This window comes from Alkalilacustris brevis (assembly GCF_003350345.1).
GTDB classification, from domain to species: domain Bacteria; phylum Pseudomonadota; class Alphaproteobacteria; order Rhodobacterales; family Rhodobacteraceae; genus Alkalilacustris; species Alkalilacustris brevis.
Genome location: NZ_QNVJ01000096.1, coordinates 1 through 17,024, shown reverse-complemented (window position 1 = coordinate 17,024; position 17,024 = coordinate 1). Strand labels below are relative to the sequence as shown.

20 protein-coding genes are annotated in these 17,024 nt (G+C 68.1%); 9 read left to right on the top strand and 11 right to left on the bottom strand.

Features of this window, described 5'->3' with window-relative positions; genetic code table 11:
• The 8 genes from tilS to ybgC form a co-directional block, all read right to left on the bottom strand.
• Positions 1 to 604: tRNA lysidine(34) synthetase TilS (gene tilS / locus DQ229_RS14950; RefSeq protein ID WP_114967069.1), on the bottom strand; the 604-nt coding region annotated here is incomplete at its 3' end.
• Between the two features lie 53 nt (positions 605 to 657).
• Positions 658 to 1,572, bottom strand: coding sequence for a tol-pal system protein YbgF (gene ybgF / locus DQ229_RS14945; RefSeq protein WP_238381131.1), 915 nt, complete (start codon positions 1,570 to 1,572; stop codon positions 658 to 660).
• Between the two features lies 1 nt (position 1,573).
• Positions 1,574 to 2,098 (bottom strand): peptidoglycan-associated lipoprotein Pal, encoded by a 525-nt coding sequence (pal, locus tag DQ229_RS14940; protein ID WP_114967066.1) that lies wholly within the window; start codon positions 2,096 to 2,098, stop codon positions 1,574 to 1,576.
• 86 nt (positions 2,099 to 2,184) lie between these two features.
• A complete protein-coding gene (tolB, locus tag DQ229_RS14935) occupies positions 2,185 to 3,522 on the bottom strand; it encodes a Tol-Pal system beta propeller repeat protein TolB (protein ID WP_238381128.1) in 1,338 nt (445 codons plus the stop codon).
• On the bottom strand, positions 3,519 to 4,628 hold the full coding sequence (locus DQ229_RS14930; protein ID WP_114967064.1) for a hypothetical protein: 1,110 nt from the start codon (positions 4,626 to 4,628) through the stop codon (positions 3,519 to 3,521). Before DQ229_RS14930 ends, tolB begins: the two co-directional genes overlap by 4 nt.
• A gap of 12 nt (positions 4,629 to 4,640) precedes the next feature.
• Positions 4,641 to 5,111 (bottom strand): protein TolR, encoded by a 471-nt coding sequence (gene tolR, locus DQ229_RS14925; protein WP_114967063.1) that lies wholly within the window; start codon positions 5,109 to 5,111, stop codon positions 4,641 to 4,643.
• A 4-nt stretch (positions 5,112 to 5,115) separates the two neighbouring features.
• Positions 5,116 to 5,811, bottom strand: a complete 696-nt coding sequence (gene tolQ / locus DQ229_RS14920) for a protein TolQ (protein ID WP_114967062.1) — start codon at positions 5,809 to 5,811, stop codon at positions 5,116 to 5,118.
• Between the two features lie 124 nt (positions 5,812 to 5,935).
• Positions 5,936 to 6,367, bottom strand: a complete 432-nt coding sequence (gene ybgC / locus DQ229_RS14915; protein ID WP_114967061.1) for a tol-pal system-associated acyl-CoA thioesterase — start codon at positions 6,365 to 6,367, stop codon at positions 5,936 to 5,938.
• Between the two features lie 189 nt (positions 6,368 to 6,556).
• On the opposite strand from ybgC, the gene DQ229_RS14910 reads away from it, so the two are divergent.
• From DQ229_RS14910 to DQ229_RS14870, 9 genes are all read left to right on the top strand, one after another.
• Entirely contained in the window at positions 6,557 to 8,230 is a 1,674-nt protein-coding gene (locus tag DQ229_RS14910; RefSeq protein WP_114967060.1) for a cation:proton antiporter, read from the top strand.
• A gap of 113 nt (positions 8,231 to 8,343) precedes the next feature.
• Positions 8,344 to 9,393: an alanine racemase gene (alr, locus tag DQ229_RS14905; RefSeq protein WP_114967059.1), complete on the top strand. Its 1,050-nt coding sequence runs from the start codon at positions 8,344 to 8,346 to the stop codon at positions 9,391 to 9,393.
• Complete coding sequence (locus tag DQ229_RS14900) at positions 9,390 to 10,220, top strand: MlaE family ABC transporter permease (protein WP_114967058.1); 831 nt, start codon at positions 9,390 to 9,392, stop codon at positions 10,218 to 10,220. The genes alr and DQ229_RS14900 overlap by 4 nt, the downstream gene beginning before the upstream one ends.
• 100 nt (positions 10,221 to 10,320) lie before the next feature.
• On the top strand, positions 10,321 to 11,067 hold the full coding sequence (locus DQ229_RS14895; RefSeq protein WP_114967057.1) for an ABC transporter ATP-binding protein: 747 nt from the start codon (positions 10,321 to 10,323) through the stop codon (positions 11,065 to 11,067).
• A gap of 3 nt (positions 11,068 to 11,070) precedes the next feature.
• A complete protein-coding gene (locus DQ229_RS14890; protein WP_114967056.1) occupies positions 11,071 to 11,454 on the top strand; it encodes a hypothetical protein in 384 nt (127 codons plus the stop codon).
• Positions 11,455 to 11,693: 239 nt separating this feature from the next.
• A complete protein-coding gene (locus DQ229_RS14885) occupies positions 11,694 to 12,395 on the top strand; it encodes a 50S ribosomal protein L21 (protein ID WP_114967055.1) in 702 nt (233 codons plus the stop codon).
• 6 nt (positions 12,396 to 12,401) lie between these two features.
• Positions 12,402 to 12,671: a 50S ribosomal protein L27 gene (rpmA, locus tag DQ229_RS14880; RefSeq protein WP_114967054.1), complete on the top strand. Its 270-nt coding sequence runs from the start codon at positions 12,402 to 12,404 to the stop codon at positions 12,669 to 12,671.
• A gap of 169 nt (positions 12,672 to 12,840) precedes the next feature.
• A complete protein-coding gene (locus tag DQ229_RS14875) occupies positions 12,841 to 13,383 on the top strand; it encodes a GNAT family N-acetyltransferase (RefSeq protein WP_114967053.1) in 543 nt (180 codons plus the stop codon).
• Positions 13,384 to 13,734: 351 nt separating this feature from the next.
• Entirely contained in the window at positions 13,735 to 14,115 is a 381-nt protein-coding gene (locus tag DQ229_RS14870) for a DUF2237 family protein (protein WP_238381126.1), read from the top strand.
• A 46-nt stretch (positions 14,116 to 14,161) separates the two neighbouring features.
• Here DQ229_RS14870 and trpB read toward each other — a convergent pair whose 3' ends face one another.
• The 3 genes from trpB to DQ229_RS14855 all read right to left on the bottom strand — a co-directional run bounded on the left by trpB (position 14,162) and on the right by DQ229_RS14855 (position 16,792).
• Positions 14,162 to 15,382, bottom strand: coding sequence for a tryptophan synthase subunit beta (trpB, locus tag DQ229_RS14865; protein ID WP_114967052.1), 1,221 nt, complete (start codon positions 15,380 to 15,382; stop codon positions 14,162 to 14,164).
• 5 nt (positions 15,383 to 15,387) lie between these two features.
• Positions 15,388 to 15,855 carry a GNAT family N-acetyltransferase gene (locus DQ229_RS14860; RefSeq protein ID WP_114967051.1) on the bottom strand — a complete coding sequence of 156 codons (468 nt, stop codon included), beginning with the start codon at positions 15,853 to 15,855 and terminating at the stop codon, positions 15,388 to 15,390.
• Positions 15,856 to 15,973: 118 nt separating this feature from the next.
• Positions 15,974 to 16,792, bottom strand: a complete 819-nt coding sequence (locus DQ229_RS14855) for a class I SAM-dependent methyltransferase (protein WP_114967050.1) — start codon at positions 16,790 to 16,792, stop codon at positions 15,974 to 15,976.
• Between the last annotated feature and the right edge of the window lie 232 nt (positions 16,793 to 17,024).

The following is a 17,024-nucleotide window of genomic DNA, read 5'->3' as shown; positions in this document are numbered from 1 at the left end:
GCGCCTCCAGCGCCCGGCGCGCGCGCACCCGCTGAAAGCGCGCATCCTCGTTGCTCGGGTCTTCGGCCCAGGGCACACCGCGGGCCCGCAGGAGCGCGCGCAGCTCGGCGCGCCCCACATCCAGCAGCGGGCGCAGCCAGGCAAGGCCGACGGCAAGCCGCAGCGGGGCCATCCCCGACAGCCCGTCCACCCCGGCCCCGCGTGCCAGCCGCATCAGCACGGTTTCGGCCTGGTCGTCCCGCGTATGGCCCAGCGCAACCGCCGCGAGGCCGTGATCGCGCGCCCAGCCGGCGATCAGGCCCTGCCGCGCCCGGCGGGCGGCATCCTGCAGGTTGCCCTGCCCATCCCATCCCTGCCAGCGCAGGATGTCATGGCCGATGCCCAGCTCCGCGCACAGCCGGGCGACCGCCTCGGCCTCCTGCGCGGCCCCTTCGCGCAGCCCGTGATCCACCGTCACCGCCCGCAGCCGCACCCCGCGCGCTGCCGCCCAGTCCGCCACCAGCAGCAACAACGCCACGGAATCGCCCCCGCCCGAGACGGCAACGCCCAGACCCGGCGCATCATCGCCCGGCCCGGCAAGCGCCGGCCAATGCGTATCGAGTATCCGCGCCAGCCGCGCGCCCGGCGCGAGCGATTCAGGCAGGTTATCGCTGCCGGTCACGAACAGCCCAGATCGCGCCGCGCTGCGCCGGCCTGCGGCACCATCTCCGAGTCGGGAAAGCGCCGCGCCACCTCGTCGAGCATCAGGCAGCCTTCCTCGAGCTGGCCCAGCGCGCCCAGCGTCTGCCCCAGCATGAGCAGCGCCTCGGGCGCCCGGTCTCCGTCGGGGGCGGCATTGAAGGCATCGAGCCAGGCGCGCGCCGCGCGGGTCTGCTGCTCCAGCCCGGCAAGGGCATGGCCGCGCAGGAAATGCGCCTCGGCATTGAGCGGGCCGCCCGGATAGGTCTCGGCGAAACGGGCGAACAACTCGGCCGCGGTCTCGTAATCGCCCGAATCGAGTGCATCGCGCGCACGATCGAAATCCTCGCGCTCGCCCATCGCCAGCAGCGCACCTTCGCCACCTGCGCCAGGATCGGGCAGCGCCGGGCCTATCCCCAGTTCGGGCGCCGTGCCGCCCAGCGGCTCGGGCGAACCCAGCGTGCTGAAATCGCCGCCCTCCAGCTCGACGATACGGAATTCCAGATCGCCGATGCGGTTGGCGCCATCGGTCACGATCCGCTGGATGCGGATTTCCATGGCCTCGGCCCAGCCGGTCAGGCGGCGCAGTTCGGCCTCGACGGCATCCACCCGCTCAAGCACGCTGCCGCCGCCGATGCTGCCACCGCCGCCCTGCCCAGGCTCCAGTTCCGCGCGCAACTGGCGGATCTCGTTCTGGAGATGGGAAAGCTCCTGGCGGATGTCGGCCAGGGTCTCGCGGTCGGCCTGCTGGGCCGCCGCCGGGGTGGCGGGGGCCAGCAGCGCCAGCCCCAGCACACAGGCAAGCGCCAACGCCGCCGTCCCCAGCCGCGCCCGAACCGCCGGGCGCGCAACCGGCAACCGCCCGCCGGGGCTCATGCGCCAAGGGGCCATCATGTCACGCCCCGGCGGCCGCGGTGATCACGGTCACGGCGCGGCGGTTGAGATCCCAGCAGCGCTGCTCGGGGCAGGCCTCCACGGGGCGCTCCTTGCCATAGCTGACGGTGCGCATCCGGTTCAGCGCAACACCTTGCGAATGCAGGTATTCCTGCACCGCATTGGCGCGGCGGGCGCCCAGTGCCACGTTGTATTCGCGGGTGCCGCGTTCGTCGGCATGGCCCTCGATCACGATGCGCCGGTCGCGGTTGTCGTTCAGCCAGCGCGCCTGCGCATCCAGCGTGCGCTGCGCCGCCGTGTTGAGCGAGCTGGAATCGGTGGTGAAGAACACGCGGTCCCCCACGCTTTGCTGAAAATAGGCCGGCGAGCGCGGATCGTTCGGGTCGCCCAGCGCCGCGGCATGGATGCCGCCAGGGCCGTAGCCGAAATCGTCGTCGCCGCTGCCGGGGCCAAAGCGGTCGGCATTGGTGCAGGCGGCCAGGCCGACCACGGCGGTCAGGATCAGTGCAGAGAAAAAGCGAGGCATTGGCTGGGTGTCCTTCGTTTCGGGTTATTGTTTGCTCGATGGGGTAAACATACCAGTCTTCGACTTTCTTGGGAACGCGGGCGCCATCAGGGCATCAGCGGCGACCAGGCCGGGTCGGACGCGGCGGCCTCGGTCGGCACCCGGCGCAGGTTGCGGCCCGAGATATCCACCGAATAGAGGGCAGGGTTTCCGCCGGGCACCTCGCGGGTGAACATGATCACCCGTCCGTTTGGCGCCCAGGTCGGCCCTTCGTCAAGATACGAGGCCGTGAGCAGCCGCTCCTGGCTGCCATCGGTGCGCATCACCCCGATATGGAACCGCCCCTGATGCGATTTGGTGAAGGCGATCAGGTCGCCGCGCGGCGACCAGACCGGCGTGCCATAGCGCCCCTGCCCGGCACTGACACGCCGCGCCTCGCCACCGCCGGCGGGCATGATGTAAAGCTGCTGGGTGCCGGAACGGTCGGATTCGAACACGATCCGGCTGCCATCGGGCGCATAGCTGGGCGCCGTGGCGATCGAGGGCGCGTTGGTCAGCTGCGTGATCTGCCCGCTTGACAGGTTCTGGCTGTAAAGGTCGGTCGTGCCGCCGCGCGAAAGCGAGTAGATCACCGTCTGCCCGTTGGGCGCGAACCGCGGCGCAAAGGTCATCGTGCCGGGCTGGTCGCCCAGGTTGCGCGCCGAGCGCGTCGCCAGATCCATCAGGTAGACCCGCGGGAAACCGGTTTCGTACGAGGTATAGAGAACGCGCCCGCCATCGGGCGAAAAGCGCGGCGCGAACACCAGCGCGCGCCCGTCGGTAAGGTGCTGAAGGTTGGCGCCGTCCTGATCCATGATCGCCAGCCGCTTGACGCGATTGTCGCGCGGGCCGCTCTCCGAGACGAACACCACGCGGCTGTCGAAATAGCCGCCTTCGCCGGTGATCCGCGAATAGACCGCGTCCGAGACCTTGTGCGCCATGCGCCGCCAGTTGGCAGTGTCGCCGGCGAATTGCAGCCCCTCGCCCATCTGCTGGCCCGAGAACACGTCGAACAGCCGAAACTTGACGCTCAGGCGGCTGCCCGAAAGGCTGGCAGCCCCGACAATCAGCGCCTGCGCGTTGACCGCGCGCCAGTCGGACAGGGCCGCGGGGGCGTCAAAGCTGGTGACGCGCGTCAGATGCGCCTCGCGCGGGATCTCGCGAAACAGGCCGGTGTTGACCAGGTTCGACACCACCACGCGCCCGATCGGCGCGGCATATTCCTGCGCCGGGCCGTTCTCGGCGATGAAATCTGGCAAGGCGAAGGGCACTGGCTCGATCACCCCTTCGGTGATCTCGATACGCAAGGGCCCGTTTGACTGCGCCCGGACAGCAAGAGGCGCGAGCCCCGCGCTGAGCAGGGCCGCGGCGGGCATCACGAGGGCGGCTCGACGGCTGATTTTCATCTGATCCTCATGCTTTCCGGGTTGAACACCATCTCTATATCACGCCAGGCGTCATATTTCTCGGGTGGCAGGTCGAAACCGTCGGCGCCACAGCGGAGAATCGCACGCCGGGCGGCTTCATAGGCCCGCTCTACCGCTCCACCGGTGCCGCCGTTGGCCCCGGCCATGCGTAGCGAAGAGACATCGGGCCGGCCATCGCGATTCATGGAAAAGGCCACGGTCACCGTCACATTCAAGGCATCCGTCGACAGCCCGCCCACGTTCCAGCACTGCTGCACCGCAAGGCGCAGCGAGTCACGCTCGCCGGCACTCAGGGTGCCGCCGGTCGGCGCGGCGGGCGCGACCGGCGCGTTCTGCGGCACGTTCACTGCTGCCGCCAGCGCCTCGGCAATGGCGTCGCGGTCAGGCTCGGGCTGCGGCTGGGAGGGCGTGGGCGTGGGCGCAGGCTCGGGATCGGGATCGGTCGCCGCCGTCTGCGTGGGCGTGGGCCGCTCGGGCCGGACCTGCGGGCGCGGGCTGGTCAGCGGCGCGCCGCCGCCCTGCTCGTCGGTTTCGGTCGCCTCGGTGATGATCTGGGTGGTCGCGGCCTCAGGCGCGGTGGCGGGCGCGGGCTCCTCCACCACCTCAGTGGGCGCCTCCGGGGCGGGTTCGGGCGCGATGGCCTCGCGCGTGGTGTCATCGGGCGCGGCCTCTTCGGGCGGCGCCGGCGTGGGTTCGGGCGCGACACGGTCTGCCGGGCGCGGCAGTGGCGAAAGCGCGGCATCGGGCGCCGCCGGCGCAGGCGGGGTATCGGGCGCGAATGGCAGGGGCTGCGGCGCGGGTTCGGGCGCGGCCTCCGGCTCGGGTTCGGGCGCCTCGGGTTCCGGCTCGGGGGCGGGGGCGGGGGCGGGTTCCGGCGCCGGCTCTGGCGCGGGTTCAGGTTCGGTTGCAGGCGCCGGCACCTGCGCGGGCGCCGTCAGCGCCGCGAATTCCTCGGCCGAGATCAGCGAGACATCCGACACCATCGCAGGGCGCGCGCTCTCGCCACTGCTGAACACTCCAGCGAGCATCACCCACAGGATCAGCCCCGCATGCGCCAGGCCGGATATCTTGGTGCCAGTGTCCATTCTCCGGGGCCCTTAACCGCCCTGATCGTCAAAGCCGGGGCCGCCGCTCTCGGTCACCAGACCGATATTGCGAAACCCCCCGGCATTGAGCGCGCCCATCACCTGCACGACCCGCTCATAGGGGATCGCGCCATCGGCACGCAGGAATACCTTGTCATTCACACGCTCGGCCGCAACCGCCCGCAGCCGCGCGATCAATTCGCCCGGCGCAATCTCGCTGGTCTGGATCAGGATCTGTCCCTCGGCGGTGATCGTCACGGTCAGCGGCTCTTCCTGCTCGGCCGGCAGGGCGCCGGCGGCGGTGCGCGGCAACTCCACCGGCACGCCCACTGTCAGCATCGGCGCCGCCACCATGAAGATGATCAGAAGCACCAGCATGACATCGACAAAGGGCGTGACGTTGATCTCCGACATCGGCTTGGATCGCCGCCTGCGCGAACGCCGCCCGCCGCCACCGGATTTCTCGATCAGCTGCGCCCCCATCGCCTCAGCCCTCCAGCTGGCGTGACAGGATGGTCGAGAACTCGTCCGCGAACGCCTCGTAGCCAGACACGATGCGGTCGCTGTCATTCGAGAGCTTGTTGTAGAAGATCACCGCCGGAATCGCCGCCAGCAGCCCCAGCCCGGTGGCCAGCAGCGCCTCGGCAATGCCGGGCGCGACCACCGCGAGGTTGGTGTTCTGCGCCATCGCGATGTCTTCAAAGGCATTCTTGATACCCCAGACCGTGCCGAACAGCCCGATGAAGGGCGAGGCCGAGCCCACTGACGCCAGAAAGGTCAGCCCGCCATTGTGCATATCGGCCTCGCGGGCGATCGCCACATCCATCGAGCGGTCGATGCGCGCCTGCGCGCCGGCAATCAGCGCGCCATCGGTCCGGTGGCTCTGGCGCCATTCCTGCATGCCCGCGGCAAAGACCCGCTCGGGCGGGGTGGCGGGCACCGGGCCGAGGCGCTCGAACAGCTCGTCAAGCGGCTCGCCCGACCAGAAGGCCGCGTCGAAGCGCGCCGCCTCGTCGCGCGCCCGGCGAAAATTGATGCTTTTCTGGATGATGATTCCCCACGACCAGACCGAGGCCAGCACCAGGATGATCATCACCAGCTGCACCACGATGTCGGCCCGCGCAAAAAGCGCGAGCAGCGAGAAATCAATCTCCTGCGTTATCGCAAGGGTATCTGTGTCCATCTGCCTGCTCGTTTTCGGGTGGGGCCGCCTTGAAGGCAGCTCTCATTAGCGCCGAACCTACCCGTTTTTAAGCCTGAAAGCCAACACATCCGCGTCAGTTGCACGGGATTTCGCCGATTGCCGGTCACATTTCGCTGATCAGCCCGGCCAGCGGGGCCGGAAACCGGCGCGGCCGCCCCGCCGCATCGAGGCACACCAGCGTCACCCGCGCCGCGAAAAGACGCGCCTCGCCGCGCCAGACATCCTGCTCCAGCACCAGCCGCGCCGGCCCGGCCGCGACAGGCCGTGTCGTCACCTCCAGCGGATCGTCGAACCGCGCCGGCGAAAGGTAGTCAGCCTCCACCCGGCGCACGGCAAAGACAAGCCCCTGATCTTGCTTCATGTTCCGCTGGTCCACCCCCAGCGTGCGCACCCATTCGCTGCGGGCGCGTTCGATGAATTTCAGGTAGTTGGCATAATAGACGATACCCGCAAGGTCGGTATCCTCGTAATAGACCCGGCACGCGAACCGATGCGCCTGCCCCGCGCCGCCCGTTGCCGCCCTGCCCTGCCCCATGCGCACCACCTCGACCGCACTCTTTTCGCGCCGCGCCCCATCTTCTTGGCGAAAATATCCTCGCCGAAGGCATCCGTCACCGGCCCGGGGGCGCCGCCGGCGGCCAACAATCGCGCCGCACCCACTTTCGCGCCGCCACCCGCGCCCGTTATACCTTGTACGAATCATTGTTCAACGGAACCGACCCCCATGGATACCAGCTTCGCCTCGGTCTTTTACGAAATCGCGCTTCTGGTGCTGCTGGCGGCGGGGGTGGGCTTCGTCGGGCTGTTGCTCAGGCAACCGCTGGTGGTGGCCTTCATCGCCGTGGGCGTGCTGGCCGGGCCGGATGCGCTGGGGCTGGTCTCCTCGACCGAATTCATCGAGACGCTGAGCCAGATCTCGATCGCGGTGCTGCTGTTTCTGGTCGGGCTCAAGCTGGACGTGAGCCTGGTGCGCAACCTCGGCAAGGTCGCGGTGGCCACCGGGCTTGGCCAGGTCACCTTTACCGCCTTCTTCGGCTTCCTGATCTGCCTGGCGCTGGGGATCGACTGGCTGACCTCGGTCTACATCTCGATCGCACTGACGTTCTCCTCGACGATCATCATCGTCAAGCTCCTGTCCGACAAACAGGAAATCGGCGCCCTGCATGGCAAGATCGCGCTGGGTTTCCTGATTGTGCAGGACATCTTCGTGGTGCTCTGCATGGTCACGCTTTCGGCGCTGGGCGTGGGTCTGGGCGAAGAGGCCGGATCGGTGGCCGAGGTGGCGCTGGTCTTCCTGGGCGGCGCGGCGATGGTCGGTTTCGTGATCCTGTTCATCCGCTACGTGGCCGAGCCACTGCTCAACCTGGTGTCGCGCTCGTCCGAACTGATGGTGATCTTCGCGGTGGGCTGGGCGGCAAGCCTGGCCGCGACAGGCGACGCGCTGGGCTTCGGCAAGGAGCTGGGCGGGCTGCTGGCCGGGGTCTCGCTGGCCTCCACGCAATACCGCGAGGCGATCAGCTCGCGCCTGACCTCGCTGCGCGATTTCCTGCTGCTTTTTTTCTTCATCAATCTGGGCGCGGCGCTGTCGCTTGACACCATGGGTGACCAGATCGGCCCGGCCATCGTGCTGTCCTTGTTCGTGCTGATCGGCAACCCGCTGATCGTGCTGGCGATCATGGGCTTCATGGGCTACCGCAAGCGCACCGGCTTCCTGGCCGGCCTGACGGTGGCGCAGATCTCCGAGTTCTCGTTGATATTCATGGCCATGGGCATCACCATCGGCCATATCGGCGACGAGGCCATGGGGCTGGTCACGCTGGTGGGCCTCGTGACCATCGCGCTGTCGGTCTACATGATCACCTGGTCGCACAAGCTCTATGAGGTGCTCGAACCCTGGCTGGGCCTGTTCGAGCGCCGCAATGCCCATCGCGAACAGACCGATACCGAGCAATCCCACCTTTCGCGCAATTACGACTATGTCATCTTCGGGCTGGGCCGCTATGGCTGCCGGATCGGCCAGCGCCTGCGGGAAAAGGGCTATCGCCTGCTGGGCATCGATTTCGACCCCGAGGCGCTGGCACATTGGCGGTCGATGGGAATGGACGCGGCCTTTGGCGATGCCACCGACCCCGAATTCGTCGCCCATATCGATCTCAGCCACGTCAGGGCCGTTGTCTCGGCGGTGCCCCGCGAACGCGGCAGCCTGACCGAGGCCGACCCGCAGCTTGCGCTGCTCCACGGCCTGAAATCGGCCAATTTCAAGGGCAAGGTGTTTCTCTCGGTGCAGCAGATGGCCGAGGCCGATGACCTGCTGAACCGCGGCGCGAGCGTGATCCTCAAGCCCTTCGATGACGCCGCCGATTACGCCGTGCGGCAGTTGGTGAAGGAAGACGAATAAGCCAGCCAGAGAGCAGCCCGAAACGCCTTGCCGCAACGCTCGGCGGGCGGCATGCAGCCACCGGCGTGATTTCGGGCTTGACGCACCGGCAGGGGCTGCGCAGAACCCACCGCATGGCACAGGCACAGCTTTTCATCGATCTCGACGCGCTCGCCCGCAACTGGACGGCGCTGGATTCCTTTTCCGCAGCGGGCGTTGAAACCGCTGCGACGGTCAAGGCCAACGGCTACGGGCTGGGCATCGCGCCGGTGGCGCGCACGCTGGCCGCGGCCGGCGCACGCAAGTTCTTCACCGCCATCGCCGAGGAAGGCGTAATGCTGCGCGACATTCTCGGGCCGGGGCCTGAAATCTTCGTCTATTCGGGCCACATGCCGGGCGATGCCGGGTTGATTGCAGGCAAGGATCTGGTGCCCATGCTCAACTCGGTCGAGCAGCTCACCCGCCATTTCGAGGCGCTGCCGGATCACCCTTTCGGCATCCAGCTCGACAGCGGCATGAACCGGCTGGGGATGGAGCCGGCCGAATGGGCCGCCGTGGCCGAACTGGCGCTGCCGCGCGGGCCGCGCCTGCTGCAAAGCCACCTCGCCTGCGCCGACGAGCCCGACCATCCGATGAACGCGCGCCAGCTTGCCATCTTTCGCGATGTCACCGACGGGCTGGGCATCCCCCGCTCGATCGCGGCCACGGGCGGTGTGCTGCTGGGGCCGGAGTACCATTTCGAACTCACCCGCCCCGGCATCGGGCTTTATGGCGGCGCCCCCTTCGCGCAGGCCAACCCCGTCACCCGGCTGTCGATCCCGGTGATCCAGACCCGCGAGCTGGAGCCGGAAGAGGCCGTGGGCTATGGCTGCACCTGGACGGCCGAGGCCCCGGCCCGCATCGCCACCCTGGCTGCCGGCTATGCAGATGGCATCCTGCGCGCGCTTTCCAACCGCATCGCACTTTACAGCGACGACACGCCCTGCCCCCTGCGCGGGCGCGTCTCGATGGACCTGCTCACCGTCGATGTCAGCCATCTCGACGAGGTGCCCGAAACCCTCGATCTGCTGGGGCCGCAGCAGGGGGTCGATGTGCTGGCCGATGCCGCGGGCACCATCGGCTACGAGATCCTCACCGCGCTGGGTGCGCGCTATGCGAGGCAATACATGGGCGGCACGCAATGAGCGCGGGCGCGGCAGGGCAGCAGCAGCAGCGGCGGCGGCAGGGCAGCGCAGCCCTGCGCGCGTTGGCAGCGCTGGGCCGCGCCACCCGGCACCTGCTGGCCGCCATCGGGCATTTCAGCCGCTATGCGTTGCTGACGCTGATGCACATGCTGCGCGGGCCGTTCTACCTGCGCGAACTGGGCGCGCAGCTTTACGCCATCGGCTATCTGTCGCTGCCGGTGGTGGGGCTTACGGCACTTTTCACCGGTGGCGCGCTGGCCTTGCAGATCTATGCCGGCGGGGTGCGCTTCAACGCCGAAGCGGTGGTGCCCTCGATCGTCGCCATCGGCATGGTGCGCGAACTGGGGCCGGTCATGGCCGGGCTGATGGTGGCGGCGCGCGTGGCCTCCTCGATCGCCGCCGAGATCGGCACCATGAAAGTGACCGAGCAGCTTGACGCCCTGGTCACGCTTTCGACCGACCCGATGAAATACCTCACCGTGCCCCGCGTCGCCGCCGCGACGCTGGCGGTGCCGGTGCTGGTGGGCGTGGGCGATGCCATCGGCATCTTCGGCGGCTACATGGTGGGGATCACCCGGCTGGGCTTCAGCGAAGTGGCCTATCTGCGCAACACGGTCGATTTCCTCGAATTCTGGGATGTCGCCTCGGGGCTGGTGAAGGGGGCGGCCTTCGGCTTCATCGTGGCGCTGACCGGCTGCTATTGCGGGATGCAATCGGGCCGCGGCGCGCAGGGCGTCGGTCGCGCGACCAAGACGGCGGTGGTGGCCTCGGCAGTGATGATCCTGGCCGCCAACTACCTGCTGACCGAGCTGTTCTTTTCCGCATGAGCGGCACAGGTCGGCATATCGCACATCAGATCAACCGACGGGACACGCCTGCCCGGACGGGCGGGCGCATCCCGCCGCTGCGCGACGGGGAAAGACGCCCATGATCGAGCTTCAGAATGTCCACAAGGCCTTCGGCCGCAACCAGGTGCTCAAGGGCATCGACATCGAGGTTGCGCGCGGCGAAAGCCTGGTGGTGATCGGCGGCTCGGGCACCGGCAAGTCGGTGCTGATAAAATGCATCCTCGGCCTGGTTGCGCCCGATGCCGGGCGCATCACCGTCGATGGCCATGATGCGCTGACCGCCGAACGCACCGCCTTTCTGGCACGGTTCGGAATGCTGTTTCAGGGCGGCGCGCTGTTCGACAGCCTGCCGGTCTGGCAGAATGTGGCCTTTCGGCTGTTGCAGGGCCGGGGCAAGCGCCCGCGCGACGCGGCCCGCGACACTGCCATCGGGAAACTGCGCCGCGTGGGCCTGAAGCCCGAGGTCGCCGACCTGATGCCCGCCGAATTGTCGGGGGGCATGCAAAAGCGCGTGGGCCTTGCCCGCGCCATCGCCGACGACCCCGAGATCATCTTCTTCGACGAACCCACGGCCGGGCTGGACCCGATCATGTCAGGCGTCATCAACGCGCTGATCCGCGAGATCGTCGACGAAATGGGCGCCACCGCCATCACCATCACCCATGACATGCGCTCGGTCCGCGAGATCGCCCACAAGGTGGCCATGCTGCATGGCGGCGTGATCCGCTGGCACGGCCCTGTTGACCGGATCGAAACCTCGGGCGATCCATATCTCGACCAGTTCATCCACGGTCGCGCCGACGGCCCCATCGAATCGGTGCGCTAGACCATGAGCGATATCGGCAATACCGGGCTGACGCTGCACATGATCCTGCTGGCCACGGCCTTCCCCTCGCTGGTGGCGGGGCTGGCGATGTGGCGGGCCTGGATATCGCGGGCGCATGCGCGGTTCTGGGCGGTGCTGGCGCTGGTCTTTGCGCTTCTGCCGCTTGTGTTCATCTTCGGCGGCACATCGCCGGGCGGTGTGGGCGCGCGCTACATGGCTATGCTCGACAATGCGAGCTTCCAGTACGGCTGGCTGGCCTTCGCGCTGCCCATGTCGATCCCGCTGGCAATCTCGGGGCTCGCGCGCGGCAGCGCGGCGCGCTGGATCGACGGGCTGCATGTGCTGGCGCTGCTCGCGCTGGCCACGTTGTGGAAACTGGGCCTGTAACCCCCTTGAGCGCGCAATAACCGGCCCGGCGCGCCGCCCGGCAGAGGCGGTTGACTTTTGCGCCGATCCGGCAGATATAGCCCCACGCAGCGTGGCCTCCCAGCCGCGCTGTCTGAGTTTTTGCCCGCAAGGGTATGGTGTGATGACGTCCCGCGACGGGGCGCGCTGTCTGAAGGCAAGGAAACGCCTGAAACCAGTTTTCAGGGGCCGAAGGGCGCGGATGAACAAGGAATGAAGCGATGTTTGCGGTCCTCAAGACCGGTGGCAAGCAATACCGTGTGCAGCCCGGCGACGTGCTGCGCGTGGAAAAGCTGGCAGCCGATTCCGGCGAGACGGTGCAGTTCAACGAGGTGCTGATGCTGGGCGGCGACAGCCCCGCCGTGGGCACGCCCCTGATCGACGGCGCGGGTGTTCAGGCCGAGGTGCTGGAACAGACCAAGGGCGAAAAGGTCATCCATTTCGTCAAGCGGCGCCGCAAGCACGGCTCGCAGCGCACGCGCGGGCATCGCCAGCAGCTCACCGTGCTGCGGGTGACCGAGATTCTTGCCTCGGGCGCCGACAAGTCGGGCGTCAAGGCGGCTGTGGGCGCAGGCTCGGTTTCGGGCGCGGCGCTGGCCGCTGCAGCCCCGGCGAAAAAACCCGCTGCCAAAAAGGCCGCGCCGAAGAAAGCCGAGGCCCCCGCCGAGACGGCTGGCAGCAAGCCCGGCAACCTGCTCGAGGCCGCCCGCGACGGCAAGGCCGACGATCTGAAGAAGATCACCGGCCTGGGCCCCAAGATGGAAACGCTGATGAACGAAAGCGGCGTGTTCCATTACGACCAGATCGCCGCCTGGACGGCAGAGGAAAGCGCCTATATGGACGAGAAGCTCTCGCTCAAGGGGCGCATGGAACGTGACGGCTGGGTCGCGCAGGCCGCGACACTGGCTGCTGAGAAGGAGTAAGGCGCAATGGCACACAAGAAGGCAGGCGGTTCCTCCCGCAACGGCCGCGACTCAGCCGGTCGCCGCCTCGGAATCAAGCTGTTCGGTGGCCAGAAGGCGGCGCCGGGCAACATCATCGCGCGCCAGCGCGGCACCAAGTGGTGGCCGGGCGAAGGCGTGGGCATGGGCCGTGACCACACGATCTTTGCCGTGACCGAAGGTCATGTAACCTTCCGCAAGGGCCTCAAGGGCCGCACCTTCATTTCGGTCCTGCCGGTATCGGAGGCCGCGGAGTAGCCGAACCTTTACACAAGCATTGTATCGGGGGGTCGGCGAAAAGCCCGGCCCCCTGTTTCATTTCGGGCTGCCCCCGGGCAGCCGCCACGAAGGAGGAGCGTGGCCGATGAGTAATTACCAGACCGAAGACGCGCCGCCAGACGGCGCGCAAGGCCGGAGGAGGCAAGGTATGAAACATGAAACGATCGTTGCACCACTGCCGGTGATCGAGGCAGAGCGGTTCACCCTGCGCCCCTTGCGGCGCTCGGATGCGGGGCTGCTCGCACTCCACACCGGCGACCGGCGGGTGGCCGAAGCCACGCGCTCGATCCCGCACCCACTGCCGCCCGGCGCGACCGAGGCGTTCATCCAGCGCGCCGAATCAGGGCGCTCGAACGAGGATGTATGGGTGCTCGACGGCTCCGCACACAGCCTGTCCGAGGTGCTGGGCGTGATCAGCCTGACCCGGCTGGAGCGCGACCAGTCGCAGATCGGCTACTGGGTGGCGCCGGCCTTCTGGAACACGGGCTTTGCCTCGGAAGCAGTGCGCGCGCTGGTCGAGGCCAACCCCCACAAGGCGCGCACGCTGTTTGCCGAAGTGTTCCAGGATAACCCGGTTTCGGCGCGCGTGCTGACCAATTGCGGTTTCGAATACCTGGGCGATGCCGAGGCCTGGTCGGTCGCACGCGGCGCCGCGGTGCCGACCTGGACCTACCTGCGCAAGATGATCTGAGAGAGGCCCGGCGCGCGTGCCGCCCCCGCCTCAAGGGACGGTCAACGCCGCGCTTGCGCGACAGCCGGGATTTTCGGTGCGGCCACAGCCGCACCGAAGCCTCCGGCGGGGATATTTTTCTCACAGTGAAGGGCAAGGGCGCGCGCCGTCTCTTCACTGTGAAGAAAATATCCGCGCCGCAGGCCCCCGCCGGCCAGAGGGCGCGCGGGCGGCTGTTCCCGGCGCCCAGGCTTCAGGCAAGCTCCAAAGCGGCCCGGCAAGCCCCGTTCTGCCGGAGCCTTGCAGCGAAGGCCTTGTCAGCTTTTCCCGAAATTGCAACTATCGCGCCGTGAAAACAGGAGACCCCGACCCATGCCCTCCCGGATGGCCCCATCGGTGAATGTGCTGGGCGGTGCGCTTGCCCCCTGCTCCACCGCGCCGGTGACCGGCTTTTTCCGCAACGGCGCCTGCGACACCTGCGACGAGGATCAGGGCAGCCATACCGTCTGCGCGGTGATGACCGACGAGTTCCTCGCCTATTCCAAGTATCTGGGCAACGACCTGACCACCCCGCGCCCCGAATTCGGCTTTCCCGGCCTCAGGGCCGGCGACCGCTGGTGCCTGTGTGCCGCGCGCTTCCTGCAGGCGCATTACGAGGGTGTGGCGCCGCGGGTCCACCTGCCTGCCACCCATCTGCGTGCGACCGAGGCTGTCCCGCTCGGGCTGCTCAGGAAATACGCGGCCGAGGACTGAGGCGCACGCGCCGCCCGGCCACGCGCACCGCGCGCGCGCAGCAGGCTTACATCTCCACGCCCAGCGCGCGGGCGACGGTGAAGATGTCCTTGTCGCCGCGGCCGCACATGTTCATCACCAGCAGGTGATCGCGGGGCAGATCGGGCGCGATCTTGATCACATGCGCCAGCGCGTGGCTGGGCTCCAGCGCGGGGATGATCCCTTCGAGCGCGCAGCACAGCTTGAACGCCTCCAGCGCCTCGGCATCGGTGATGGCGACATATTCGGCACGCCCCGTTTCGTGCAGCCAGGCATGTTCGGGTCCGATGCCGGGGTAATCCAGCCCCGCGCTGATCGAATGCCCCTCGAGGATCTGGCCATCCTCGTCCTGCAACAGATAGGTGCGGTTGCCATGCAGAACGCCGGGGCGCCCGCCGGTCAGGCTGGCGCAATGCTCCATCTTCGCGTTCACGCCTTTCCCGCCGGCCTCGACCCCGATGATGCGCACCGAGCGGTCATCGAGGAACGGAAAAAACAGCCCCATGGCGTTCGAGCCGCCACCGATCGCGGCCACCAGAGAATCCGGCAGGCGGCCTTCGGCCTCCATCATCTGGCGCCGGGTTTCATGGCCGATGATCGCCTGGAAATCGCGCACCATCGCCGGGTATGGGTGCGGCCCCGCCACCGTGCCGATGCAGTAGAAGGTGTCGTGCACATTCGTCACCCAGTCGCGCAGCGCGTCGTTCATCGCATCCTTGAGCGTGCCGCGCCCGCTGGTCACCGGCACCACCTCGGCGCCCAGCAGCTTCATGCGAAAGACATTGGGCGATTGCCGCTCCACGTCATGCGCACCCATGTAGACCACGCATTTCAGCCCGAACTTGGCGCAGACCGTGGCGGTGGCCACGCCGTGCTGGCCCGCGCCGGTTTCGGCGATGATGCGGGTCTTGCCCATCCGCCGCGCCAGCAGGATCTGCCCCAGCACGTTGTTGATCTTGTGCGCGCCGGTATGGTTCAGCTCGTCGCGCTTCATGTAGACCTTCGCCCCGCCCAGATGCTCGGTCAGCCGCGCGGCATGATAGAGCGGCGAGGGCCGGCCGACGTAATGCGTCCAGAGGTCGTCCATCTCGGCCCAGAAGCTGGCGTCATCCTTGGCGCGCTCATACTCGGCCTGCAATTCCAGGATCAGCGGCATCAGCGTCTCGCTGACGAAACGGCCGCCGAACTTGCCGAAACGGCCCCGTTCGTCCGGGCCGGACATGAAACTGTTGATCAGATCCTCGGGCATGTCGCTCACTCCGCTGCGCTCAACTCGCGTTTAAAGCCGATATGGCTCGGGGTAAAGCCGAGGCGCTCGTAAAAGGCGCGGGCATCGGCGCGGCTTGCATTGGTGGTCAGCTGCATCAGGCTGCATCCGGCGGCGCGGGCGCGGGCGGCGGCATCGTCGATCATCCGCGCGCCGATCCCGTGGCCGCGCATGTTCGAGGCCACGCGCACGCTCTCGATCTGCGCGCGCCGCGCAGCACCCAGCGTGAGCCCGGTGATGAAGGTGATCTGATAGGTCGCCACCGGCGCGCCGCCCATCTCGCCCAGGATCACATGGTTGTCAGGCTCGGCCAGCAGGCGCGCGAAGGCCGCCCGATAGGCCGCATCGGGCGCCCCCTCGCGCGTCGCGCCCAGGCGGTCGTCGCGCAGCATCGCCAGAATCGCGGGCAAATCGCCCTCCCGCGCCTCTCTGAACTCCAGCGTCTCCGACCCCATCCGGCACCCCTATCCTGTCCTTGCACACGGGCAGAAGCCGCCGCTGCCCAGGCTGGATGTAGCCCGCGCGGGCATCGCGGTAAAGCACAGTCTCCGGGTCGGGCGGGGTGGGCCGGTTTCAGGCGCGGGTGGCCACCGCGAGCAGGTAATCGGTTTCCATCGCCACGGTGCCATCGCGGGCGATGTTGCAGCGTTCGATCGCGCCGGCCAGATCTTCGCGCAGCGCGGCCTCGCCCTCCGGCCCGACAACCGACAGCGCGCGGATGGTCGGCCCGAAATAGCTGGTGAACACCTCGACCGCATGGCCGAGCGAGCGATAATAGGCGTTGCTCGACCGGCGCTCCAGCCGCAGGTCGGAGATACCACCCCCCAACAGATCGCGAAGCCCTACTTCCGTGCCCCAGTTCAGCGGCGAGGGCATCCCCTCGGGCGGTGGGGCGTGGCGTGCATGGACTCCGAAGAAGTCCTGCCCGAACCCCTCGGGCATCCAGTTGGCCAGCACCAGCCGGCCGCCGCGGCGGCACACACGCAGCGCCTCGCTGGCGGCCCGGTGCTGATCGGGGGCGAACATGATGCCGAAGGCCGAGGTGACGACATCGAAGCTGCCATCCGCCCAGGGCAGCGCCTGCGCGTCGCCCTGGCGGAACTCGGCCTCGAGCCCCTCGGCCACGGCGCGCAGCCGCGCGCGTTCGATCAGGTTGTCGGCCAGGTCGATCCCGGCCACATCGCAAAAGCGTCGCGCAGCGATCAGCGCGACATTGCCGCTTCCGCAGGCGATATCGAGCATCCGCTCGCGCGGCCTCGGGTCAGCCACGCGGCACAAGTCCTCGGCCACCATCATGGTCTGCCGGGCGATCTGGTTGAAATCCCCGCTTGACCACAGGGCGCGGGCGGCCTCGGTCAGCGTGGCGATATCCGGGGCGGGGTGTTGCGCCATCTCTTCCTCTCCCCCTGGCGGGTTCGGTCACGATGGCGCGAGAGGGTATCACAAACCGGCGCAAAACGCGATTCGGCGGTCTTGACCTGGCAGGGCTATCGCATTTGGAATCTGAGCACGTCGAAAGGAGATCAAAGGCTTCTGCATGACAAGGCACCTTGCCGAGCGGCCCGCCCGGCGGCAACGCCGGGCAGCGCCTGCCATTCCGGGGGCTTACGCCGCCCCGCCGGGG

Bases quoted from the DNA above. Each gene is read 5' to 3' on its own strand.
- ybgF (WP_238381131.1), bottom strand. From the start codon at position 1,572: ATGATGGCCCCTTGGCGCATGAGCCCCGGCGGGCGGTTGCCGGTTGCG.
- pal (WP_114967066.1), bottom strand. From the start codon at position 2,098: ATGCCTCGCTTTTTCTCTGCACTGATCCTGACCGCCGTGGTCGGCCTG.
- tolB (WP_238381128.1), bottom strand. From the start codon at position 3,522: ATGAAAATCAGCCGTCGAGCCGCCCTCGTGATGCCCGCCGCGGCCCTG.
- DQ229_RS14930 (WP_114967064.1), bottom strand. From the start codon at position 4,628: ATGGACACTGGCACCAAGATATCCGGCCTGGCGCATGCGGGGCTGATC.
- tolR (WP_114967063.1), bottom strand. From the start codon at position 5,111: ATGGGGGCGCAGCTGATCGAGAAATCCGGTGGCGGCGGGCGGCGTTCG.
- tolQ (WP_114967062.1), bottom strand. From the start codon at position 5,811: ATGGACACAGATACCCTTGCGATAACGCAGGAGATTGATTTCTCGCTG.
- ybgC (WP_114967061.1), bottom strand. From the start codon at position 6,367: ATGGGGCAGGGCAGGGCGGCAACGGGCGGCGCGGGGCAGGCGCATCGG.
- DQ229_RS14910 (WP_114967060.1), top strand. From the start codon at position 6,557: ATGGATACCAGCTTCGCCTCGGTCTTTTACGAAATCGCGCTTCTGGTG.
- alr (WP_114967059.1), top strand. From the start codon at position 8,344: ATGGCACAGGCACAGCTTTTCATCGATCTCGACGCGCTCGCCCGCAAC.
- DQ229_RS14900 (WP_114967058.1), top strand. From the start codon at position 9,390: ATGAGCGCGGGCGCGGCAGGGCAGCAGCAGCAGCGGCGGCGGCAGGGC.
- DQ229_RS14895 (WP_114967057.1), top strand. From the start codon at position 10,321: ATGATCGAGCTTCAGAATGTCCACAAGGCCTTCGGCCGCAACCAGGTG.
- DQ229_RS14890 (WP_114967056.1), top strand. From the start codon at position 11,071: ATGAGCGATATCGGCAATACCGGGCTGACGCTGCACATGATCCTGCTG.
- DQ229_RS14885 (WP_114967055.1), top strand. From the start codon at position 11,694: ATGTTTGCGGTCCTCAAGACCGGTGGCAAGCAATACCGTGTGCAGCCC.
- rpmA (WP_114967054.1), top strand. From the start codon at position 12,402: ATGGCACACAAGAAGGCAGGCGGTTCCTCCCGCAACGGCCGCGACTCA.
- DQ229_RS14875 (WP_114967053.1), top strand. From the start codon at position 12,841: ATGAAACATGAAACGATCGTTGCACCACTGCCGGTGATCGAGGCAGAG.
- DQ229_RS14870 (WP_238381126.1), top strand. From the start codon at position 13,735: ATGCCCTCCCGGATGGCCCCATCGGTGAATGTGCTGGGCGGTGCGCTT.
- trpB (WP_114967052.1), bottom strand. From the start codon at position 15,382: ATGCCCGAGGATCTGATCAACAGTTTCATGTCCGGCCCGGACGAACGG.
- DQ229_RS14860 (WP_114967051.1), bottom strand. From the start codon at position 15,855: ATGGGGTCGGAGACGCTGGAGTTCAGAGAGGCGCGGGAGGGCGATTTG.
- DQ229_RS14855 (WP_114967050.1), bottom strand. From the start codon at position 16,792: ATGGCGCAACACCCCGCCCCGGATATCGCCACGCTGACCGAGGCCGCC.